This is a genomic window from Mogibacterium kristiansenii (assembly GCF_029224645.1).
GTDB classification, from domain to species: domain Bacteria; phylum Bacillota; class Clostridia; order Peptostreptococcales; family Anaerovoracaceae; genus Mogibacterium_A; species Mogibacterium_A kristiansenii.
Map to the genome: position 1 here is coordinate 1 of NZ_JAQXUZ010000017.1, position 22,129 is coordinate 22,129.

Below are 22,129 nucleotides of genomic sequence, written 5' to 3' on the forward strand. Positions count from 1 at the left end.
ATCAAGATCTGGAAGCAGCGAAAGAGAAAATTATTTCAATCCACGCACCCCACGAGGGGGTGCGACACACTAGGTTCCTGCCTTTGTCCTGCATCAGCCTGAATTTCAATCCACGCACCCCACGAGGGGGTGCGACTCAAAATCCGCAGGTAAATCCCTTGCCAGTGCAACATTTCAATCCACGCACCCCACGAGGGGGTGCGACCGAAAAGTCTGTATGGATTAAAGAACTAAAAACAATTTCAATCCACGCACCCCACGAGGGGGTGCGACTCAGCACCCAGCCATTAAGACCATGCTTCCTGTAATTTCAATCCACGCACCCCACGAGGGGGTGCGACTCATTCTGCAAATTGTACAGTAGCTTCTCAGACTATTTCAATCCACGCACCCCACGAGGGGGTGCGACGATCACTCTCTGATCTATGCCGGCTTCAGTCATTTCAATCCACGCACCCCACGAGGGGGTGCGACTCCATAGACTCACCAGCACTGGTACTGATCTTGTATTTCAATCCACGCACCCCACGAGGGGGTGCGACATGAACTTTCGGTTCATGTGCCGATTGTTCCGAATTTCAATCCACGCACCCCACGAGGGGGTGCGACGTCAGTAGATGAGATGACCAGATACCTGTCAGAATTTCAATCCACGCACCCCACGAGGGGGTGCGACTCCGACGTGCCGATGGAACGCTCCAAAATGCAGAAGAGTTCAGTCCACGCACCCCACGAGGGGGTGCGACTTGGCCGGAGATAATGGCGCCGAAAACATGGACATTTCAATCCACGCACCCCACGAGGGGGTGCGACTATGAGCAGACCTATGTGATATGGGATTACATAGAATTTCAATCCACGCACCCCACGAGGGGGTGCGACGTCGTTGGCCGGGTTCTCCGAATCAACGAAGAATTTCAATCCACGCACCCCACGAGGGGGTGCGACCCAGAGTCTACCACACCAGCCAAACCGATCTCATTTCAATCCACGCACCCCACGAGGGGGTGCGACGTAGATCGGGCCGACGTTCTGGACTGTGTTGTCATTTCAATCCACGCACCCCACGAGGGGGTGCGACTCACTACTTTATGGCTGCATCAGTTATCAAAGTAGATTTCAATCCACGCACCCCACGAGGGGGTGCGACCGCAATATGTTGTAGCCTAATATCAAGAGTCACAACATGTTGCAGACCCAACATAACACCCTTGTTAGATGTCGTCAGGTTTTTAAATTATTGTACTAATTTACTTCTTTTTCTCGGCGAACCTCCCAGGCTTTTTCGCACAGCTTCAGGTTCGCCGATGTCATTACACTATTAACTCTCCTAATGGATCATAGCTGGTTTTTGCTCCGTACTCTTCGATTTTACTGTTATATTTTTTCCCGAGGCAATATATTCGTAGACTATCTTCCTCTGCATTAAGTATGCTTAGCAACTGCTTTTTTACTTGGACATAGTGCGCTCCGTCTAGCTCACATTCAAATAAAGAGTTTTGGACTCTTTGACCATAATTACAACACACTTTTGCAACTTTTGAAAGCCTTCTTGTTCCTTCTTTTGATGTTGTCTTTATATCATAGCCTATCAGATATAGCATTTTTACCTCCAGAAAAAAGGTGGATATTCATCTAAATCGCCACGTAAACATCGTGCCAAAATCTGTGCCTGAGCATATGGAACTAGACCCCATTCAACCTTTTCCTTCAAAAAAGGATGTGTTATAACTTCTCTTTTTTTCATCTGCCACTGTGCAAGAAATTCTCTCCGTGCATCATCCTTCAAAAGGACAGCTCCACTTTCCTGAACCTCAAAATCACTTCTCTCAAATTTGCGATTATTAATCAAAGAAAGAACAAATCGATCTGCCATGGGAACACGAAATTCTTCCATTATGTCAAGCGCTAATGACCGGCGTCCGGGTCTGTCTACGTGAAACATTCCTGCAAAAGGATCCAACCCTACGCTATACAATGCGGCAGTGCAATCATTTGCAAGCAATGAATACGCAAACGAGAGCAATGCATTTACACGGTCTAATGGAGGTCTTCTACTTCGCCCATCAAAAATAAAGTCATCTTTCTTTTGAAGAATTAATTCATTAAAGGAGGAAAAGTACTCACTTGCTGCATTTCCTTCAATTGCTCGGAGATTCTCTTTGCTGGTAACTATTCTACTTTTGTTCATTAACTGCTTTATTCGAGATGCCGTCTTCTGAAGTTTTTCACAGTCAACTTGCATTGGATGATCTCGTGTAAATCGAAGCAGTTGTTCCGCAGAATTGTATAGTTTCCCCGTAATCATATTTCTTGCAATTTTAATGGATGATTCTTGATCTTCAGAAACGCGATATTGTTCGCGGCGAAGCAAAATGTTTCCATTTGTTCCAGCTCCAACTGTCGCAAGATATTTTCCATGCGGAGAGAAAAAGGTTAGTGTAATACCGCTACTTTCACACTTTCCCATCAATGCCGGAGATGCCCCTTTATAAGAAAAAGAGACAATGCTCTCTAAATTGTGAAGTGGAAAAGCTTTCTTTTCGTCCATTCCAATTTTAACTTCTATATTTTCTCCATTCAAAGAAGCATATGCCTCCTCGCTGGTAATATACAAAGTATTGAGCATTTTACGCATTCTCAGATTCCTCCATATGCCGCCTAATATATGCGTCAACATTTTCTTCTGACCTCAACAATGACGGCATGCATTCTGAAGATAATGAACATTTTTTACATTTTTTACTTGGCTTAACTCGCGGTGTATACCCTCTGCGATAATATGAATGCATTTCTTCTAGAGCTTTTGTGAGCTCATCTCGCATTTCTGCGGTAATTTCTACTTTCTCTCTCCTTCTTGTCTCTTTATAAAAAATAAATCCATAGTCAATCACACAAGAAAACATTTCTTCAAGACAAACAGCCTGTGCAGCAACCTGAAGACGATCGCAATTACTAATCTTTGATCTCCCTCTTTTATATTCAACCGGAAGTGGTTTCCATAGGCCATCGCGTCCATGAAGTGTAATTCCATCATTTACGGGAAGGAATTCAACGGCATCACAAGTTCCTGAAATTCCATATTTTGCAGATGACACATTCAATCCTCTAATAGTTAAAACGCCATTTCGAATATCTTGTATTCCCTGCTGATGGACCCGATTATGAATAACACGTCCATCAGCAGTAAAATAGTTTTCTATCCATTTGTCTTCTACATGAACCAGCGCCCATTGCCTACGACAATAAACAAAATGTTGGATTCCGGAAATCATCAAATAGTCATCTTCAAGATACATTTCTAAAGACCTGCAACTTCTTCAACTTCCAAATCTTCCAATGAATGATCATAATAAATTTTATAATCATCAATAGATTTTGGATAATCTACACCATCCTTCAACTCTGCACTCACGCTCCCGTGAACTTTTGCCGCAGAGTATTGTCCATTTTTACAATTATGCTTAAACCAATACAGTTTAACAACTTCCATAGATCCATCCGGTCTTGCTGCGGAAGCATCATTTACAAACAATGTTCTCAAACATTCTTTTATCAATTCCGCATCTTCTTCACTAAACCCTGTTTTTTCCGCAAGTTGAGGATTAATTGATCCCTTAACCTTATATAACCCATAACGAACAAAATGCTTCATTCCCATTGTGTCGGAATCCTTCCCACTGTCCTTTGAGCCATTTACACTTTTTGTAATCTGCATCGAATTGATTTCGATTGGATGTGCACTAACAGCAAGGTGTACCGATACTGGGCCTCTTACGCCAGCAGAAAATCCGGCATTATCAGAAAATGCAAATACTTGACCAAACGAACGTACGTCAACCCACTGTTCACAGGCTTTTTCTATGTATTCATCTCTATCTGTTTTCTTATCTGGCTTACCTAATGTCTCCTTTGCTCTTTGTGCAAGACTCTTCATTCCATCATCTGCCAACTCTTCTGACTGAACAAAAACACTTCCCGGTTTCTCCAAAATATTTTGCATTCTGTTTCTAATCTTCCTTTTAATGCATACGTCAGAAATTTCGCCATATCCTTCAAAGTCTGTTCTCGGAATATTTCCATTTAATGGATCCCCATTTGGATTTGCATTTGTAACAGAAATAAATGCGACAAAATCAATCTTATTCTCAAGTTTCATAATATCTCTCCTTCTCTTTTAATAAATATCAACACCTAATCAGAAATAACGGTTTCATCTGTACTGTCATTAGTTTTCTTGTAAAAATCTTGCTTTTGCAAATAATAGCCAACGAGATACATTTCATCTAATGATTTATCCAGTTCTGTCTCTTCGCATTCAGAGATTACACATAGTATTTCTTCTATCAGTTTTTCATAATGCGATATAGCAGACTTATTTAGTTTACGATAATATGCCTGTTTTAACTTTCTTATGATTTGCTCTGAAGTTTCAAGTGGTTTATGGACGAATCGTTGTTGCAGCCGGATTGCATTTGTCTCTCTCATCGTGTCTTTTTTATCATAAGTGTCCTGTTCGATTTTCTCAAGAACTGCTAGCAATCGGCCATATTGATAGCTACGATTCTTCTTTTCTTTTTCTAATGACATAGATATATCCTCCTGTACTTTATCAACATAATATTTCCGTATTGCAGAACATGTGGTATGTAGAATTTGATTTCTTGTATTCCTATCATACGCGCCCAGATTAGATGCATTGATTACCAGTCTTTTCAAAATATCAATCGGAAACATCTTATTGTCTATACGGCATGCTATTAATCTCTGCATTTGTTTATTTTGGATTTTCTCATCCACCTCAAGCATTCCCGCATCATTACTATTTTTAGTTCTATAAATGCCATATGAAAAGGCAACGTATTTATACAGTGACGGAACAAACGCACCCCTGTCTGTTGATTTAAATAATGTTGTCTCATCCCACTTTTCAAGTTTTTTAACTAGAGAGATTCCCGGCATTTCATTATAATAAGTTACCGACAATCTACCGGAGGTAGCTGCTTCAAACATCGCAATAACCACCTGTTCGCCCATTAAAAATGATTTCGAATATGCAAATACTTTTTTTCTTAACTCATTTTTATATGACGAGGCCTCTGGTTTCGCTTCTTTGCAGTGGACAGCAATTGGCAATTGTATCTTAGGTATACTTTTTCCTTGAGGATTCCAGGCAACGCAAACCCTGTTTCCTAGAGGGATTCCTTCATTTGCCAATACCCATTTCAGCGCATTATGTGCTTTTTGAGAAGCTTCATAGCCTATGCTACAAGCTTCCCCACCATCTAAAAATCGCCCTTTATAAGTAAAACCATCGTTATCATTTGAAGAAATCAATTTTGCATTTCCAAATTTTGAAACAGTGCCTTTTAGATGCTTTGTTGTAGTTATTGCTAGATTTCCTGCAACCATACAAAAGTCTAGATTATCGTTCTTATTTGACAAATAGTACTCTTGATACAATTTGTGCAAGTTTTCATTCTCGCACACGCTTCCGCTTTCATTGCCAAAGCCAACAACTCTCCATATCACAAAATCTTTTTCACTCTTAATTTTCACTCCATTACTCAGAAGGTCTTCATAAATACTATTATGGGTAACATACTTATATATTGCCTGTATAATTTTCGAAGAATGCTTTGATTCCACCCACTTTCTTAACTCAGTAATATATACTTTATGTTTTTCTTCATTATAAAATGACGAAACGTATCCTAGTTGATCACATAATGGATGTGCAGTTTTTTTGGTTCCGGATCTACTAGCCGATTCTTCCGTGCAAGGAATAACTGCTTTTTTTTCTACATTCTGTGCTCTTACAAAGTTTCCTTCCTCATCAACTGTAATTTCAATTGTTGCATTTGCTAATATATGTCCAATTGGAGCTAATGTTTCTTTTCGATCTTCGTTGACACATTTTCCTGCAAGATGTTCCATGGCATCATATGTTTCAATGCATCGCATCATCAAACTCATGTGCACCTCCTATACGTCAAACTCTGACACTGGTTGAAAATTCTTCTTATTTTCGAACACCTTCACCTTTGTTTCATGCAGATAACGATGTTCACAGTCTTCCGGCCTGCAGAATTCAATAACTCCATTCTTCATTATTGGTTTCCAAAAATTCTGTGTGAGCCGTCCTGCAGTTTTCTCATCGTAGGCTTCATCTGCATAGGTAAATCCATGAAACATCGGGCCAAACGCTAGCTCCGAAATATCATCATAAAAGCCTTTGCCTTCATCGAAACAACACGGTTCCACATAAGCCTGGCACTCCCGTGCTCCCAAGAAAATATCCCGTCGCCCTCCTTTTTTAATCATTCTCTTTGCAATTTCTTCGTGTTTTGCCACATTACGATCTTGCTCTAATTCTCGTCTGTTATGATTCCACTCGAAATGTGCTTTGATATGATATTCCACATCTTTTAAATACGTGTAATATGACAAATCGTTTCCACCATGATATTTAATCGGGCGAATTCCTTTTACTTCTGTTTGAATTGGCTTCATCACACGCACCGCATCGATATACCATATAAATGTTGGTTTCCAATAAACCGACGATAAAATACCTTTCAACGCTTCGTATGTTGGAATCTGATAGCTCCATTTCTCACCTCCCACTCGCGTGATAGGATCTGAAAAAAGTGCATAATCTCCATATACGGTTAATTCCACAGAATTATTATACATATTCACTCCTTTCTCTTTGTTAACTGTATATTCTTTAGACTTCCAAAAACAAATCTTCATTAGCTAACATCCCCGTCTCTTCTTCCGGCACAATTATTCCAAGATTTTTGTCATAACAACACACATCCAATATTGAAACCGCCCCCTCGCATTCCGGGCGAACAGTTTCTAATTCTACGAATTTGCTATATTCATAGTTAAATAGTTGCACGGTATACTGCTTCAATAAATTCAATTGAGTCTTGCAATAATATATATCATTTTTTGCCTTGCTGCCTGACAGTTCACTGATTATTCTTTTCGCTTCGTCGTTATATGGAATAACAACAGTTCTCTGTGAATCATCAAAAACTTCAAATTGGTCTCCCGCAGTTTTATATGCTTGCCACATTGCAAATTCGCATTTCTCAGGAAGGAATTCCGCATTTGTTGACAGCAATTCAAAAATACTTTCTCCAAAAGCAACCGGATACTCTGTTTCTCTAATGCAGTTATTCAATTTTCGAAAATATCTATTATAGAAATCCGCAATTGCTTTTTCAGAAATAAGGTCGTTATCGTACTTTTCCGGATTCTTCTGAAACTCTCGAATTACTTCTGCAGTCAAATTCTTTCCTTCTTCAATCTCGTTCAAGAACTTTAAGCTTTCTCCTTTTAGATGAACAATGTAAACAGGGGAAATTTTATTTTCTCCATTTCTGTTACATCTTCCTGCCGCCTGCACAATACTGTCTATCCCACTTGAAAAGCGAATCACACACCCAAAGGAAACATCTACCCCTGCCTCAATTAGCTGCGTTGAAACGCAGATAAACGGTACTTTTTTCTTTAGCAGTTCACGCATTTCATTAATCGCCTCTTTTCTATGTGCCATGCACATAGATGTTGACAGATGAACGCATTTAATATCGCTCTCATCAATAAGCCGATACAAAGTTCGCGCTTCTCTCTTTGTGTTGCAAATGATTAATGCAGACCTATGATTTATGCAGCTTTCAATCGCAAGATTTCTAATTTCTTCAATTGTCATATTTCCCTTATCAGTCACTTCTACTCTTTTGAAAAGAGCAGAAAAATGATTCATTGCCTTCTGCGGAATCATGCGCTTTTCACTTATTAGCATGCTATACTTATTTTCCTCAAAGGAAGGCTGTGTAGCAGAACAAAGAAGAACTGTAGCGTGGCATATTTTCGTCAAAAAGTTAATTGCTAGATTAAACAATGAAATCATTTTCTGAGGAACAGTCTGAACCTCATCAAACACAATAACACTATTCGTTAACGCTTCAAATCGTCTGACGGAATTCGTTTTTCCTGAAAACAACGTATTTAAAAACTGTACCAGCGTAGTGATAATAATAGGGGATTCCCAGGTTTCTGCCAATAAATCCTGCCTTGTACATTCCTCTTCGGTTTTTCCGTCCATTACTATGTTAGAATGATGTTCCAATACTATATCGTCATTTCCAACATTTTCTCGAATCACTTGAGCATTTTGATCCAAAATGCTCAAAAGCGGAACAACAAAAACTATGCGTTCTTTGCCGTATTTTTTCGCATGTTCTAACGCATATCGTAAACTGGAAAGAGTTTTTCCGCCACCGGTTGGAAGATTCATTCGATAGATTTCTCCATCATCTGATTTTCTTGCAAATTCGGCACAGTAATCCGACATCTTTCTTCTTGCCTTCTGGATTTCCGATTTCTGCGGAAATGCGTCTAATCGTCCTGTAACATTCTTTGTTAAGTCATGCCAAAGTTTCGTTGTGCTCAAAACAGTCTTCTCCGAAAAAGAAAAATCCCCCATAAATTCAGCAGTATCCTTTCGATCCCCATCCATCACTGCTGAATTCAATAATCGCTGGATTAACCCCAAATAAAACATCAATTCTTTCTCGGTCGAAGCAATCTTTGTAAGCGGTTCGCATATCGTGCAGATTTCTTTACACGCGTCTAAAAACAATTTAGCGATATCTTCTTGCTTACAACACAACTCGTAAAACGCACTCTTTGCTCGTTCGTCATATTCCGGTTGCTTTTCAATTCGATACTTAAGTCCCGAACGATGATTTTCATCGTATTCATCAAACAATCCGTGATGACATCCCACTGCTGTGGCAATCATTTCTGCTGTAATTCTTTCCCATTCAGATTTACTCTGTCCTGAATACATTGGATGGAATTCTGTCATCATCATCCGTACACCGGCAAAAGAATGAATCACGGAGCCCTTTCGGACATGCTCACCTCTTGCCGACTTCTGAATATATTCATTGAATTCTTTAGTGAATTTCCCCATATCATGTATCAGACCTGCCAAATAAGCAGTATTGCCAAGTCCAACAGACATCAAATCAGTTTTCGCATACTTTGCTGTATTTAGACAATGTTCGGTACAACTTTGTATTTTATCTCCGTTAATATGCGCTATATATTCCATCGCCGGCTCCTCTTTTTATATGTAGCTTTATCTTACCATATTGCTTTAGTATAAGCATTCAGTTTTGTTGAGCGTTCTCCGAACTGGTCAAATATTTTGCCATTATATATTGATTGACCGTTTTTTAGAGTTAATTATTGCGCCATCCGTTGAATGTATTTCTAAATTCAAGTTGTGTGAGATTAAATTCCACATGCTAGTAGTTACTCTTACACAATTAAAAAACATACCTCCAAGGTTGGTTTCATATCCAACTTTGGAGGTGTAGTTTTTTATGTTATTCTCTTCTTTTTCCCTTCAGATACTTAATTCTTGCTATGAAGCAAATTATGGCAGCGAATACCGATAACACGAGAATCGCTCCCACGCCGGCCGCCGCCTTCTCTTTAATTATCCGGCAGCAGTTCGCCGTTCACGGAGAAGGCCACCCAGTTGCCCACATTGGCGGCGTGGTCGCCGATGCGCTCCAGGTATTTGGCGATCATCAGCATGTCCAGAACATCTCGGTCGCTGTCATCGATGCGGCCCCGGATGCGTTCGAGGAGATTGAATTTTATTTTTTCAAAATACTCGTCCACTACGTCATCGTAGGCAATGACTTCTTTGGCGTGCTCCAGGCTCCGGGCCTGGAAGGCCTCTACGCTGGATTTGACCATGTAGACCACCGCTTCGCCCATTTTCTGAAAATCCTGGGTGCGAATGGCCTGGGTGAGCTGACCGGTGAGGACGATCTCGGCGATGTCCAGGGACTGATCCCCGATGCGGTGCAGGTCGGTCACCATTTTGAGGGTGGCGGAAATGACTCGCAGATCCGACGCCACCGGCTGCTGCTTCATGATCAGCTGGATGCACATGATTTCGATTTCACGCTCCTTCTGGGAAATCGTATCCTGCAGCTTTACCACCTTCTGTGCCAGCTTCTCGTCGTTGGTGAGGAAACAACGGACTGCCCGGTCGATGATGTCTTCGCACATACCGCCCATCAGGCAAGTCTGATTGTCTAATTCTCTCAATTCTCCTTGGAATGTATCTCTCATTAACCGAACCTCCCTGTAATGTAATCTTCTGTGCGCTTATCTCTCGGGTCGGAGAAAATCTGATTCGTCTCTCCGTACTCCACCAGGTCTCCCAGCAGGAAGAAGGCGGTGCGGTCCGAGATACGAACGGCCTGCTGCATGTTGTGGGTGACCATGACGATGGTGTACTCTTTCTTCAGTTCCTCTGCCAGATCTTCGATTTTACCCGTGGAAATCGGGTCCAGCGCACTGGTGGGTTCGTCCATCAGCAGTACATCCGGCTCTACGGCCAGGGCCCGGGCGATGCACAGTCTCTGTTGCTGGCCACCGGACATGCCCAGCGCCGACTTTTTCAGCCGGTCCTTGGTCTCTTCCCAGATGGCCGCCGCCTTCAGGGACCGCTCTACGATTTCATCCAGCTCGGTCTTATTGCGGATGCCGCCGATGCGCGGGCCGTAGGCGATGTTGTCGTAAATGCTCATCGGGAACGGATTCGGTTTCTGGAATACCATTCCAACCTTCCGGCGCAGATCGGTCACGTCCACGTCATTTCCCAAAATATTTTTACCCCGGTACTCCAGGGTTCCTTCCACCCGGCAATCCGGAATCAAGTCGTTCATCCGGTTGATGTTCCGCAGGAACGTGGATTTGCCGCATCCGGATGGGCCGATCAGCGCCGTGATGGATCTTTCCGGAATGTCCATGCTGATTTTCCGGAGAGCTTGGTGCTCGCCGTACCACAGGTCCAGGTCCCGGACTTTGATAATTGGTTCGTTCATATTCTAGCCTCTTTTCTCCTGTATTTTCTTCGCGGTCTTGGAGGCAATCAGGTTCAGTGCCAAAGTCAGCGCCATCAGCACAATGGCGATGGCAAACGCGATGTCGTAGGCGCCTCGCTCACTGGCGTAGATGTAAAGGGCTACCGTCAGCGTTGCGGAGGACGACTGCAAAGCCTGCACGAAACCGATCATCTTCAGTCCGAAGCCCGCGGTAAAAAGAAGTGCCGCCGATTCCGAGGTGATCCGGCCCACCGACAGGATGCATCCGGTGATGATGCCGTCCAACGCGCTTGGAAGCACCACGGTTCGAATCATATGCCATTTTCCGCTGCCCAGCGCCAGGGCCCCTTCCCGGTAGCTCCGGGGAACCGTCAGCAAACTCTCCCTCGTATTGCTGATAATAGTTGGCAGCACCATCAGCACCAGGGTCAGCGCGCCGGCCAGAATACCCTGCTTCAGGCCGCCAATCTGAATGAAAATCAGCATGCCCACCAGTCCAAACAAAATGGATGGGATTCCCGTCAGAATCTCCGCGGCGAAGCTAATCAGGTTGGTCAGCTTCCGGCTGGTGGAATACTCCGTCAAGTAGATGGCGGCCCCCACGCCAAAAGGCAGGACGATAATCATCGCCACGAAAATGATATACAGCGTATTCAGAATATTGGGCAGAATTCCGATGTTTCCGGTAAGGTTGTTGGGCTCCGTGGACAGGAGGTTCCAGGTCAGGCTCGGGACGCCTCGGTACAGGATGTAGCCGATGATCATCAGGAGCACCAGGCAGGTGATGCCGGAACACAGCCCCATCAGTCCTCTCAGCAGTCTGTCCATATTTTTTCTGTGCGTACTCATTATTGCTCCTCCTTTCGGATCACTCTGTGCAGAATCCAGTTAATCATCATGATGAACAGGAACAGCACCAGTCCGATGGAGAACAGGGCCTGTCTCTGCAGCGATCCATAGGACGCGTAGGACATTTCCGAAACGATGGCAGTGGTCAGGAACCGAACGGATTGGAACAGTCCCGGCATGTTCGCCACGTTTCCGGCAACCATGATAATCGCCATGGCCTCGCCTAGCGCTCTGCCCACGCCCTGAATGACCGCTGCCGCCACGCCGCTCTTTGCAGCCCGCAGGGATACGCGGAACCAGGTCTCCGTGTAGTTGGCCCCCAAAGCCAGCGAGGCTTCTTCATACTCTCTCGGCACGGCCCGCAGTGCGGTGGCCGACACGCTGATGATGTACGGCAAAATCATAATCGTCAGGACCACGATGGCGGAGAACAGTGTGGCGCCGGAGGACAGGTGAAATGCCTTCTGCACGCCCGGCACCAATACGGTCATGCCCACCAGGCCATATACGACGGACGGAATTCCTGCCAGAAGCTCTACGGCTCCCTGAATCACCGCTGCGATTCTCGGGGGTGCGGCTTTCGCCAGGAACATGGCGGTAAAAATACCAATCGGTATTCCCAGGATTACCGCCCCCGCCGTACCGTAGACGCTGGTCAGGATGAATGGCAGGATGCCGAACTGATTCTGACCGGATTTCCAGGTAGTACCGAACAGGAACTTGATCGGTCCGATTTTGTGAATGGCCGGAATTCCGGAGATAATCAGGTACACGCTGATCAGCAGCACGAAGGCGACACTGACAAAACCACAGAACAGGAACAGTCCGTGTATTGCGTTTTCCATTAAATCTTTTTTCTTCTTCATCTTACGATTCGCTTACTGGAACGGCACCGGCGTTACGAATCAGATCTGCCGCATCTTTCGATGTTGCGAAATCGTAGAACTTCTGTGCTTCTTCGGAAAGCTTTCCGTCTTTCTTGGTGATGAAGCAGAACGGACGCTGCAGCTTGTAGCTTCCATCTTTGATGGTGTCTTCGGTGCAGGTTACGCCATTGACTTTGATTCCCTGAATCTTGTCCTGACCCTCTACTGCGGAGAAGGACGCGTATCCGATTGCTTTCTCATTGCTGCCTACTGCGGAAATTACCGCACCGGTGGATGTCAATTCCTGTTCCAGCTTGCACTTGTCTTCGGTGCCGGTTGCGCTTTCGAAGCCGTCTCTCGTACCGGATCCGGACTCTCTGCCGATGCAGGAAATCTTTCCGGCTTTACCGCCGACCTGGCTCCAGTCTGTGATCTTTCCGCTAAAAATGTCTGCTACCTGCTGAGTTGTCAGATCCTTTACACCGTTCTTTGCATTGACGATTACGGAAATTCCATCCAGTGCGATGACCTTCTGCTCCAGTCCGTCCTTCTCGTCATCCTTCAATGCTCTGGATGCCAGGCCGATGTCGGTATTGCCGTTCTTGGCTTCCTCAATTCCGGTGCCGGATCCGGTTGGATCGTAGGTTACCTTTACGCCTTCGTTATCCTTCTGATACTGTTCCGAAAGCGCACCCATCACTTCTTCCATGGAAGTGGATCCGTTCGTGCTGACCGTTGCACTCTTTTCCTTGCTGCTGCCGCATCCGGTGAGGGCAGCCACGCCCATCAGACCGGTCAGGCCCAGGGCAATCAGTTTGAGATTTCTTTTTTTCATCTTTCTCTCTCCTTTACTTTCTTTCCCTTTTCAATTGTTTTCTTGTCTGTTTTCTGATTACAGGTATAAGTATAGGGCGATTTCGTAAAGACTGTTATCGAGGTAAAGTAAAAAGAACGTAAAGGATGGGGGGGGAATGTAAAGGGGAGGTTCCTGTGGTTGGGCCGCCGGGTGAGAATTCGAGGGCGGGACTGTCGGGGGGCGGCGAAACGCGAGCCGCTCCCCCTACACTACTTTCAGCAACGAGAAATCCGCAAACTGCGCCTGCTGAAGCTCGGCAATCTTTATGCTCTGTGCGGTTTCCTCCAGGTTGTACAGGTGGTCCACTTCCTGGGCGACGCGTTCCATATCCAAGCCCAACGGTGTCTCAAAGGACATCAACAGATTCACTCCCGGGATGAATCCCAGATTTCGGTAGATATCTGTCTTTCCGCTAAATTCATTGCGATAGAACTCGGAAGAGGTTTCATGATACCAAAGCCCCAAATGCTCCCACAGAAAAATGGCTCCCGTCTCCGGATGAATCAGGAGAAAATCCGGACGAATGAATTTTCCCGGCGCATATTCGATAGGATACTCGTAGATTACGTAGAAACCCGCCGCGCTGAACCGCTCGTAGAGCAGCGCTTCCACTCGGCTCCGCACGGCCGTTCCGTCAAATGTCAGGATTTTCAAATTCTCCGGATAGTGCACCGGGATTTTTGCTTTATGCGCCAGCATCGCCTGAAAACGCCGCCAGATGGGATCCTTCTCCGGATGTAACGCGTATTCCGTCGGACGTGTCGGACGATAATGCTTGGGAAGAGCTGCTTTTACCGCGGCGGCCGTTGGCGAACTGTACTTTTCCAGGAAGGACTCCATTGCTTTGATGTTCTTCTCCAGCACCTCCAGCATCGCCCGGCAGAATCGAAGCTCCCGGATGCCGCGCACCGTCTCGTTCTCAGCATTGCCCAGATAGATTTCCTTTCCCTTCTTCTTACCATAGTAATAAGCACGCCCATTCTTGATGCATATCCGTAGCGTCATTTTGTCATACTTCATCAGCGCCTTCTGCCGCTGAAGGTATCGTTTCCGAAGCAGCCGATTCTCGTCCAGACCGGCCTTCACGTATTTCGAACAATGAACCATTTTCCTCGCTCCTTTCCTTCATTAGATGTGATTGACCGCAAATCTCTTGCGGCCCTCTTCTTAGTTCTATTATCGCAAATGCACCGTTCCCATGCATCATATTTCGTTCGAGAAAAATCGAGATATTGCTTATTGCACAATCTCGCTTGGTATCCCCCCTGCGCTCTAATTAATCTATCTCTCTTTCGTTATTCAGTTCCCATATGCCTAGATTTTTTGAGTGAGTTCACGCTAATTTCCCCAAAAAGCTCATTTAGCGTGAATCCATTTTTGCAGATCTGCCGGAATTCTAATTTTCAGCCGGTCCCTCCGATTTATTTTCACGCCAAATCGTCATTTTCACTCAAAAAGCGTGAACTTCTTTTTTGCCGCAGATTTTTTCTGCCGCTCAACAGGCCCTTCTACGGAATTTCCCCAAAAGTCGTTCACGCTATTTTGCCATTTTGTCCATTTTAGCGTGAACTCGCCTCTTTTTTCTAGTCATATGAGAGTTTCGCTATAAAAATATCTCTACTTCGTCCCAGGCAGCCGAGATGTCCCAGACGAGCGGCGCATCCCAGGCGATCGGTCCGCCCTTGTCCCAAGGGCGCCCCATTGCCATTCGGCGCACGGAAAAGGCCCGCCGGGCGTTCCCGGCGGGCCATCACTTGCACACTTGTTATTTGTATTCCTTATCCCATCTTTCGAAGTAGTCGATCTGCATCGCATGCTTTACCGCAGCCAGCGTCTTCTCCGCAGTGGCTACCGCATCCGCAGTACCGGCTCTCAGAATCTCAACGACTTCTTCCGGATGCTGCTCGTAGTACGCTCTCTTTTCCCGGATTGGGGTCAGGAACTCGTTCAGCACGTTAAACAGGAATTTCTTTACCTTTACATCCCCCAGGCCGCCTCGGGTGTAGTGTTCCTTCAGCTCGTCCAGGTTCTTGTATTCCGGCAAGTACTTTTCAAAATCCTCATCACAGCAGAAGGCATCCAGGTACTGGAACACGGTGTTGCCTTCCAGATGGCCCGGGTCGCTGACCTTCAGGTGAGTCGGATCGGTGTACATTCCCATGACCTTCTTTTTCAGCACGTCCTCCGGATCCGACAGGTAGATGGTATTTCCCAGAGATTTACTCATCTTCGCCTGACCGTCCGTGCCCGGCAGTCGCATGCAGGACTGGTTCGGAGGCAGATAGATTTCCGGCTCGATCAGCACCTCGCCGTACACGTGATTGAAGCGGCGCACGATTTCCCGGCACAGCTCCAGCATCGGCTCCTGGTCCTCGCCTACCGGAACGGTGGTGGCCATGAAAGCGGTGATATCCGAAGCCTGGCTCACCGGATAGTTGAAGAAGCCCATCGGGATGTTATCCCCAAAACCTCTCATCTGAATTTCGGATTTGATGGTCGGGTTCCGCTGCACGCGGGACACGGTAACCAGGTTCATGTAATACATGGTCAGCTCGTGGAGCTGCGGCACCAGGGACTGAATCATAATGGAAGTCTTTGACGGATCGATGCCGATTGCCAGATAATCCATGGCGACCTGCATCACGCTCTCCCGCACCTTCTGCGGATTCTCCGCGTTGTCCGTCAGCGCCTGGGCGTCCGCAATCATGATAAACATCTTGTCGAACTCCGGATCCTTCTGAATCTCCAGCCGCTGTCTCAGGGAACCTACGTAATGTCCAATATGTAATTTACCGGTCGGTCTGTCGCCGGTCAGCATAATTTTACCTGCCATAATTTTTCCCTCCTCATAAAAACACGTTGCGATTGTCATAGTTTACCGTTTTGCCGGGTTACCATCGCCGATGTTCCAGGGCGGCCGGGTAAATTGCCGTATTTTTCATAACACCTTTCTCCTGTATCTTATAGATTATAGTACATCGATCATCTCCCGGTGAATTTTACGGGAATAGATAATCGAGAACGTCAGGCCCACAATCTCTGCGATTGGGAATGCCAGCCACACGTAGGTGACCTCACCCAAGCGGGACAGCAGGAACGCTGCCGGAAGCAGCACCACCAGCTGTCGAATAATGGATATATTCATGCTGTAAATGCTTTTTCCCAAAGCCTGAAATACACTGCCCTTCATTATAGCATAGCCGGCCAGTGGAAAACCAACAGAAATAATTCGAAGCGCCGGGATGCCGATGGCCAGCATTTTATCCGAGGCATCGAAAATTCCCAGAAAGACGTTCGGAATCACCCAGAACAGAAGCATTCCAACCGTCATAATCATCACCGCGTACCGGGTACTGAGCCGGGATGCTTCCAGCAGGCGATCCTTCTTCCGCGCGCCGTAGTTGTACGCCACAATCGGAACCACACCATTGTTCAATCCGAACACCGGCATGAAAATAAAGCTCTGGAGTTTGAAGTAGGCACCGAAGGTGGCCACCGCCGTGGAGGAAAAGCCCCCCAGAATCAGGTTCAGGAAGAATACCATCACCGAGCCCACCGCTTGCATGATGATAGACGGCACGCCAATCTGGTAGATTTCCTTAATGATGTGGAGATCCGGGCGGAAGCCTTTCATGCTGATTTTCAGTTCCGTATTCTTTTTAATATTCAGATACACGCCCAGCAGCGCCGCAAACGTCTGTCCGAAGATCGTTGCGATGGCCGCACCGGCAACACCCAGTTTCGGCGCACCCAGCAATCCGAAAATCAGAATCGGGTCCATGATAATGTTGATAATCGCACCGCTTCCCTGGATCAGCAGGATGTAGGAAGTTTTGCCCGTGCTCTGCAGCAGCCGTTCCACGCACAGCTGCAGGAATACCATGATGGACAAAGTACAGACGATGCTCAGATAAGTGGAACCGTATTCTACAATCCGGGCATTCTTTGTCTGGAACGCAATGAACGGATGCGCCGCCATGCCGATCAGCAGGAACAGCAGATACGTTGCAAAGGCCAGGAAAATTCCATTCTGCGCCACCTTATTGGCCCGGTCAAAACGTTTTGCTCCCAAGTATCGAGAAATCAGGGCACTCATGCCCACCGCCGTACCGATGGCGAACGCCAGAATCAGCGCCTGAATCGGGAAACACATGGATACCGCCGTCAGGGCGTCTTCGTTGATCCAGGACACGAACATACTGTCCACAATGTTATACGCCGCCTGGACGAACATGGAAATCATCAGCGGAAAAGACATCTTCAGCAAAAGCCCCTTCACCGGCGCATACCCCATCCGATTTTCCGGCTGCAAATTCTCTTCACTCATCATTTCTTTACTCAAACTAAATCTCAACCTCTCTCTTTTTGTATTCTTCTCGTATATATTACCCTCCATTGTAACATACTTTTCCATTGTTATGGGTAAAATAAAATATTATCAGGCGAGAGCGGACGGAAATGTCCAGGCGGGGCGAACTTTTTTTTTATTGAAAAGCTCATGCAAAATCCGCATGGCTACTCCAAAAAATACTCTAATTTAGTGTCGAAAATTGTACTCGAAATACAAATTTGTGTCCAAAATTGCACGGTTTCACATACAATTCGAGGGTTTTTCTAACTTCTTTAATTTTTGTAACAAAAATTTTTAAATTTTTTTGTTGACAAGCACAGAAACTTGTTTTAAACTAATCCCATCAGTCAGAGAGTTGGTTGGAATAAGTTTTTATCTCTGACGGGAATTTGAAACTGAATCTATAAAATAGGAGGTTGCATTCATGAAACAATTCACAGCAATGCTGAGCACCATTGACGGTTATGTGTGGGGCATCCCCATGCTGGTACTCATTATCGGAACCGGTCTGCTTCTCACCGTGAGAACCGGAGCCCTGCAGTTCTGCAAATTGGGTAAGGCGCTGAAGTACATGGTTCACAACGAGGAAGGCGGCGAAGGAGAGGTCTCCAGTTTCGCAGCACTGACCACCGCACTGGCGGCCACCGTTGGAACCGGTAACATCGTCGGCGTTGCCACCGCAATCTGCACCGGCGGACCGGGCGCATTGTTCTGGATGGAAGTTGCTGCCTGCGTGGGTATGGCAACCAAATATTCGGAAGGTCTTCTGGCCGTAAAATACCGTGTGCTGGACGAAAACGGCAAGGCACTGGGCGGACCGTTCTACTACATCGAAAGAGGTCTGGGACCGAACTGGAAATGGCTGGCAAAGCTTTTCGCCTTCTTCGGCGCGGCAGCCGGCATTCTGGGAATCGGCACCATCACCCAGGTGAACTCCATCACCTCCGCAGTGGGCCGGGTATTCGATCCGGAAGGCAAGCACATTGCATTCTCCATCGGCGACCACTCCTACACTTGGACAACAACAATCGCTGCAATCGTCGTAACCGCACTGGTGGCACTGGTTGTCATCGGCGGCATCCAGAGAATCTCTTCCGTAGCATCTCTGGTCGTTCCGGCAATGATGGTTCTGTATGTAACCGCAGCCGTTGCAATTCTTGTATATAACTACGCTGCAATCCCGGCAGCAATCGCCACCATCGTAAAGAGCGCATTCGGTATGGATGCGGTTGCCGGCGGTGCACTGGGTGCCATGATTGCCGCAATGCAGAAGGGTGTTGCAAGAGGTATTTTCTCCAACGAATCCGGTCTGGGTTCCGCACCAATCGCGGCGGCGGCAGCGCAGACAAAGGAACCGGTTCGTCAGGGTCTGGTATCCATGACCGGTACTTTCCTGGACACCATCGTTATCTGCACCATGACCGGTCTGACCATCGTCATCACCGGTTCGGACAAAGTGGGTCTGGAAGGCGTAGACGTAACCATTCGTGCTTTTGGCCAGGGACTTCCTTGGAGCGAAACATTCGGCGCCATCCTGCTGATGATCTGCCTGGCAGTATTCGCTTTCACCACCACACTGGGCTGGGACTACTACGGTGAACGCTGCTTGGAGTACTTCACCAATAAAAACATGAAAGCCGTAAAGGCATACCGTTACCTGTACATTCTGGCGGTTCTCATCGGTCCGTTCCTCACACTGGAATTCGTATGGACCTTCGCCGATATCTTCAACGGCCTGATGGCATTCCCGAACCTGGTTGGACTTCTGGGACTCAGCGGTGTCGTTGCGACAGAAACCCGTAGCTACTTCAAGCGTCTGAACGCCGGCGAAATAGACGAAGGCGAGAAATTCCGCAAGAAACAGAAGAACGTAGCATAACGCATTCATATCATTTCCTATATCATCGCATTGTTTGATGAAAGAAACCCCGGGGCGTCCTCCAAAATGACCCCGGGGGTTCTTTCGTTCTTTTTTCTATTCCTCCAGCTGCTTCTGCATCGTCCGGTGGCTCTCGATGGTCAGCAGCTTCTCTTTAATGTCCAGCCCGCCGTTGTACCCCGTCAGCCGGCCCCTGGATCCGATGACTCGGTGGCAGGGAATCACCAGCGGCAGCCGGTTGTGGTTCGCCGCAATGCCCACCGCCCGCCAGGCTTTGGGACTGCCGGCGGCTTCGGCAATTTCCCGGTAGGTGCGGGTTTCGCCGTAAGGGATGTCCAGCATGGCACACCACACTTCTTCCTGGAAGCGGGTTCCTTCCATGCGAATGGGAAAGGTGAATTCCTCCCGCTCTTCTTCCAGGTATTCCTGAATCTGCCGGCAGGCCTTCTTCAGGACGGGGGCAACTTCGGCGCAATTCAGGTTGTTCCAGGTGTAGGCCGGTCCTTCAACGGCGGAGAGACCGCTTCCCTCAAAGAAGACGGAGGGGAAGGGGTCTCGGAGGAAAGCGATTTCCCGAATCTCCTTTTGGTTTCCTTTGATTTTCAGTTTTCCGATGATTCCCGTATCATAAATGACGGTTTCCATCCGCCCTTCCCGGTTTTCCTGCATTTCGACCTCCTGTTTCTATCAATCCGTTCATTGGAGCCATTGTATCACAAGAATCGCGCCGGTAAAGGGCTGTGGAACAAAAAGGACTTTTCCCACAGGAAAAAGTACGAAAACGCCCGAAACGTAAACTTCCGAATATAAAAAAAACCGGTCAATGCATTTGCATTGACCGGTTTTTCTCCTCTTGGAGCTGCTGGCGAGAATCGAACTCGCAACCCCTTCATTACGAGTGAAGTGCTCTACCATTGAGCCACAGCAGCACGTTCGTAACCGAATTGCCCTATGATTATACACGAACGAAGAGGTAATTGCAAGGGTGCGCCCTTTTATTTTTCTTATCCGATGTCTTTGATATTGCCGAAAGCCAGGCCCACATAACCTTGGGCGTAAGCGGCCCCCACCATCTCGCCCGCGCTGTTCATGTATACCAGGGTGCCGGACGACTTCTCCACGAAGGTGAAATTTTTCTTTTTCAGCGCCGTGAGGTATTTCTGATAGGTTTTCTTCCCGGCTTTATATTGGACGGAGGCCACCCCGTCGGCCTTCAGGAATTTGCCGCGCTTTCCGTACAGCGCCCCAAAATCCGGGATTCTATATCCTTTATAGTGCTTCGGCACCGTGACTCTGCACTTCAAAGCAATGCCGTTCCGCACAGCCGTAACGGTACAGGTTCCGCCCTTTATCGCAGTCACCGTTCCCTTCTTGGACACCGTCGCCACCTTCTTATTGCCGGATTTCCACCGGATGCGGCCCTTCCCGCCGGTCACCTTCAGCCGGAAGCTCCGGGAATTGTAGACGGTGATTTTCTTTTTATTCAGCCGCGGATTCACTACGGTCACCTTGCAAGCGTATTTTTTCCCGCCAAAACGAGCGACCACCTTGCAGGTCCCGCTTTTCCTTCCTTTCACCACGCCCTTACCGTTGACCGTGGCCACTTTCTTGTTGGAACTGCTCCACTTCACACCGGCCTTCGCCCCCACCAAAACATTGGTGAACCGGGCGTTCTTCCGAATGGTTTTCTTCTTATACTTCAGCCCCTTCGGCTCCACCGTCACCTTGCACGCCGCCCGGCTGCCCGACGGAAAAACCGCGCTCACCGTGCACTTCCCGGCGCTCTTGGCCGTGACCAGCCCATTTTTGTCCACGGCAGCGACTTTCGCATTGTCGGACGCCCAGGTCACATTGACCGGCAGCCCTTTCGGCTGGGTATTCGCTAAAACCAATTTCTTTTTCGCCTTGTACTTCAGGTTCAACGCGGCCGGGAGCTCCCCGGACTGCGCCTCGGTCGGCGGATTTTCTTCCGGATTTCCTTCCCCCGGCGGGATCCCCGGTCCTTCCGGCTCCTCCGTTGACCGGTCGTCCCGGTTTCCTTGATTTTCTTGACTTCCTTGACCTTCAGCAGTTGTTCCAAGCTGCCTGCTGCTACCTTTATCAGTTGCCGATCCCACCTCTGCAGCTGCAAAAGCCGGAATCACAGACACCACCAAAATTCCTGCGAGGACCATTGCTAGAATTCGTTTCATATTCTGTCCTCCACTTACAACTATTCAGGTTAACACGTCTTAAGTGGAGTATATCAGAGCCGCCGCCCACCCGCAAGGGGCAGCGGCAACATGGGCGGCCGGCAGGCGGGATTTGGGCCGGCCTGTTGGCGTGACCCGGCGGTGGGATAAGGCTTTGCCGGCGGGGCGGCGCCAACATGGACGGCCGGCAGGCGGGATTTGGGCC

The 22,129-nt window shown here is 47.2% G+C and carries 18 protein-coding genes, 1 tRNA gene and 1 CRISPR repeat array; of the genes, 1 reads left to right on the forward strand and 18 read right to left on the reverse strand.

Features of this window, described 5'->3' with window-relative positions; genetic code table 11:
* Window positions 1-32 precede the first annotated feature (32 nt).
* Window positions 33-1,150: a CRISPR direct-repeat array (repeat unit 34 nt; unit sequence ATTTCAATCCACGCACCCCACGAGGGGGTGCGAC).
* 163 nt (window positions 1,151-1,313) lie between these two features.
* The 15 genes from cas2 to PUE40_RS04835 form a co-directional block, all read right to left on the reverse strand.
* Complete coding sequence (gene cas2, locus PUE40_RS04765) at window positions 1,314-1,604, reverse strand: CRISPR-associated endonuclease Cas2 (protein WP_277672049.1); 291 nt, start codon at window positions 1,602-1,604, stop codon at window positions 1,314-1,316.
* Between the two features lie 2 nt (window positions 1,605-1,606).
* The gene (cas1c, locus tag PUE40_RS04770; protein WP_277672050.1) at window positions 1,607-2,638 is read right to left on the reverse strand and encodes a type I-C CRISPR-associated endonuclease Cas1c; all 1,032 of its coding nucleotides are present in this window, start codon (window positions 2,636-2,638) and stop codon (window positions 1,607-1,609) included.
* Entirely contained in the window at window positions 2,631-3,299 is a 669-nt protein-coding gene (cas4, locus tag PUE40_RS04775; RefSeq protein WP_277672051.1) for a CRISPR-associated protein Cas4, read from the reverse strand. The genes cas1c and cas4 overlap by 8 nt, the downstream gene beginning before the upstream one ends.
* Window positions 3,300-3,301: 2 nt before the next feature.
* Window positions 3,302-4,159: a type I-C CRISPR-associated protein Cas7/Csd2 gene (cas7c, locus tag PUE40_RS04780; protein ID WP_330650680.1), complete on the reverse strand. Its 858-nt coding sequence runs from the start codon at window positions 4,157-4,159 to the stop codon at window positions 3,302-3,304.
* 35 nt (window positions 4,160-4,194) lie between these two features.
* Window positions 4,195-5,976 (reverse strand): type I-C CRISPR-associated protein Cas8c/Csd1, encoded by a 1,782-nt coding sequence (gene cas8c / locus PUE40_RS04785; protein ID WP_277672052.1) that lies wholly within the window; start codon window positions 5,974-5,976, stop codon window positions 4,195-4,197.
* A gap of 9 nt (window positions 5,977-5,985) precedes the next feature.
* The gene (gene cas5c, locus PUE40_RS04790; RefSeq protein ID WP_277672053.1) at window positions 5,986-6,696 is read right to left on the reverse strand and encodes a type I-C CRISPR-associated protein Cas5c; all 711 of its coding nucleotides are present in this window, start codon (window positions 6,694-6,696) and stop codon (window positions 5,986-5,988) included.
* 34 nt (window positions 6,697-6,730) lie between these two features.
* On the reverse strand, window positions 6,731-9,136 hold the full coding sequence (cas3, locus tag PUE40_RS04795) for a CRISPR-associated helicase Cas3' (protein ID WP_277672054.1): 2,406 nt from the start codon (window positions 9,134-9,136) through the stop codon (window positions 6,731-6,733).
* A 386-nt stretch (window positions 9,137-9,522) separates the two neighbouring features.
* Window positions 9,523-10,173, reverse strand: coding sequence for a phosphate signaling complex protein PhoU (phoU, locus tag PUE40_RS04800; protein ID WP_277672055.1), 651 nt, complete (start codon window positions 10,171-10,173; stop codon window positions 9,523-9,525).
* Window positions 10,173-10,931 (reverse strand): phosphate ABC transporter ATP-binding protein PstB, encoded by a 759-nt coding sequence (gene pstB, locus PUE40_RS04805; RefSeq protein WP_277672056.1) that lies wholly within the window; start codon window positions 10,929-10,931, stop codon window positions 10,173-10,175. The genes phoU and pstB overlap by 1 nt, the downstream gene beginning before the upstream one ends.
* A 3-nt stretch (window positions 10,932-10,934) precedes the next feature.
* Window positions 10,935-11,780 (reverse strand): phosphate ABC transporter permease PstA, encoded by an 846-nt coding sequence (gene pstA / locus PUE40_RS04810; RefSeq protein WP_277672057.1) that lies wholly within the window; start codon window positions 11,778-11,780, stop codon window positions 10,935-10,937.
* Complete coding sequence (pstC, locus tag PUE40_RS04815; protein WP_330681543.1) at window positions 11,780-12,625, reverse strand: phosphate ABC transporter permease subunit PstC; 846 nt, start codon at window positions 12,623-12,625, stop codon at window positions 11,780-11,782. Before pstC ends, pstA begins: the two co-directional genes overlap by 1 nt.
* 22 nt (window positions 12,626-12,647) lie before the next feature.
* The gene (locus PUE40_RS04820; RefSeq protein ID WP_277672059.1) at window positions 12,648-13,481 is read right to left on the reverse strand and encodes a phosphate ABC transporter substrate-binding protein; all 834 of its coding nucleotides are present in this window, start codon (window positions 13,479-13,481) and stop codon (window positions 12,648-12,650) included.
* Window positions 13,482-13,706: 225 nt separating this feature from the next.
* On the reverse strand, window positions 13,707-14,609 hold the full coding sequence (locus PUE40_RS04825) for a hypothetical protein (protein WP_277672060.1): 903 nt from the start codon (window positions 14,607-14,609) through the stop codon (window positions 13,707-13,709).
* A 658-nt stretch (window positions 14,610-15,267) separates the two neighbouring features.
* Window positions 15,268-16,335 carry a tryptophan--tRNA ligase gene (trpS, locus tag PUE40_RS04830; protein WP_277672061.1) on the reverse strand — a complete coding sequence of 356 codons (1,068 nt, stop codon included), beginning with the start codon at window positions 16,333-16,335 and terminating at the stop codon, window positions 15,268-15,270.
* A 135-nt stretch (window positions 16,336-16,470) separates the two neighbouring features.
* Window positions 16,471-17,844 (reverse strand): MATE family efflux transporter, encoded by a 1,374-nt coding sequence (locus tag PUE40_RS04835; RefSeq protein ID WP_330637014.1) that lies wholly within the window; start codon window positions 17,842-17,844, stop codon window positions 16,471-16,473.
* A 433-nt stretch (window positions 17,845-18,277) separates the two neighbouring features.
* Between PUE40_RS04835 and PUE40_RS04840 the strand changes: the two genes are divergently transcribed.
* The gene (locus PUE40_RS04840) at window positions 18,278-19,732 is read left to right on the forward strand and encodes an alanine/glycine:cation symporter family protein (protein ID WP_154555031.1); all 1,455 of its coding nucleotides are present in this window, start codon (window positions 18,278-18,280) and stop codon (window positions 19,730-19,732) included.
* A 96-nt stretch (window positions 19,733-19,828) separates the two neighbouring features.
* Here PUE40_RS04840 and PUE40_RS04845 read toward each other — a convergent pair whose 3' ends face one another.
* The 3 genes from PUE40_RS04845 to PUE40_RS04855 all read right to left on the reverse strand — a co-directional run bounded on the left by PUE40_RS04845 (window position 19,829) and on the right by PUE40_RS04855 (window position 21,924).
* Entirely contained in the window at window positions 19,829-20,401 is a 573-nt protein-coding gene (locus PUE40_RS04845) for a methylated-DNA--[protein]-cysteine S-methyltransferase (protein ID WP_277672062.1), read from the reverse strand.
* Between the two features lie 185 nt (window positions 20,402-20,586).
* Window positions 20,587-20,661 (reverse strand) — tRNA-Thr (locus tag PUE40_RS04850).
* A 75-nt stretch (window positions 20,662-20,736) separates the two neighbouring features.
* On the reverse strand, window positions 20,737-21,924 hold the full coding sequence (locus PUE40_RS04855; RefSeq protein WP_277672063.1) for an Ig-like domain-containing protein: 1,188 nt from the start codon (window positions 21,922-21,924) through the stop codon (window positions 20,737-20,739).
* Between the last annotated feature and the right edge of the window lie 205 nt (window positions 21,925-22,129).

Excerpts from the sequence above, each read along its gene's own strand:
- cas2 (WP_277672049.1), bottom strand. The coding sequence starts at position 1,604 with ATGCTATATCTGATAGGCTATGATATAAAGACAACATCAAAAGAAGGA.
- cas1c (WP_277672050.1), bottom strand. The coding sequence starts at position 2,638 with ATGCGTAAAATGCTCAATACTTTGTATATTACCAGCGAGGAGGCATAT.
- cas4 (WP_277672051.1), bottom strand. The coding sequence starts at position 3,299 with ATGTATCTTGAAGATGACTATTTGATGATTTCCGGAATCCAACATTTT.
- cas7c (WP_330650680.1), bottom strand. The coding sequence starts at position 4,159 with ATGAAACTTGAGAATAAGATTGATTTTGTCGCATTTATTTCTGTTACA.
- cas8c (WP_277672052.1), bottom strand. The coding sequence starts at position 5,976 with ATGAGTTTGATGATGCGATGCATTGAAACATATGATGCCATGGAACAT.
- cas5c (WP_277672053.1), bottom strand. The coding sequence starts at position 6,696 with ATGTATAATAATTCTGTGGAATTAACCGTATATGGAGATTATGCACTT.
- cas3 (WP_277672054.1), bottom strand. The coding sequence starts at position 9,136 with ATGGAATATATAGCGCATATTAACGGAGATAAAATACAAAGTTGTACC.
- phoU (WP_277672055.1), bottom strand. The coding sequence starts at position 10,173 with ATGAGAGATACATTCCAAGGAGAATTGAGAGAATTAGACAATCAGACT.
- pstB (WP_277672056.1), bottom strand. The coding sequence starts at position 10,931 with ATGAACGAACCAATTATCAAAGTCCGGGACCTGGACCTGTGGTACGGC.
- pstA (WP_277672057.1), bottom strand. The coding sequence starts at position 11,780 with ATGAGTACGCACAGAAAAAATATGGACAGACTGCTGAGAGGACTGATG.
- pstC (WP_330681543.1), bottom strand. The coding sequence starts at position 12,625 with ATGGAAAACGCAATACACGGACTGTTCCTGTTCTGTGGTTTTGTCAGT.
- PUE40_RS04820 (WP_277672059.1), bottom strand. The coding sequence starts at position 13,481 with ATGAAAAAAAGAAATCTCAAACTGATTGCCCTGGGCCTGACCGGTCTG.
- PUE40_RS04825 (WP_277672060.1), bottom strand. The coding sequence starts at position 14,609 with ATGGTTCATTGTTCGAAATACGTGAAGGCCGGTCTGGACGAGAATCGG.
- trpS (WP_277672061.1), bottom strand. The coding sequence starts at position 16,335 with ATGGCAGGTAAAATTATGCTGACCGGCGACAGACCGACCGGTAAATTA.
- PUE40_RS04840 (WP_154555031.1), top strand. The coding sequence starts at position 18,278 with ATGAAACAATTCACAGCAATGCTGAGCACCATTGACGGTTATGTGTGG.
- PUE40_RS04845 (WP_277672062.1), bottom strand. The coding sequence starts at position 20,401 with ATGCAGGAAAACCGGGAAGGGCGGATGGAAACCGTCATTTATGATACG.
- PUE40_RS04855 (WP_277672063.1), bottom strand. The coding sequence starts at position 21,924 with ATGAAACGAATTCTAGCAATGGTCCTCGCAGGAATTTTGGTGGTGTCT.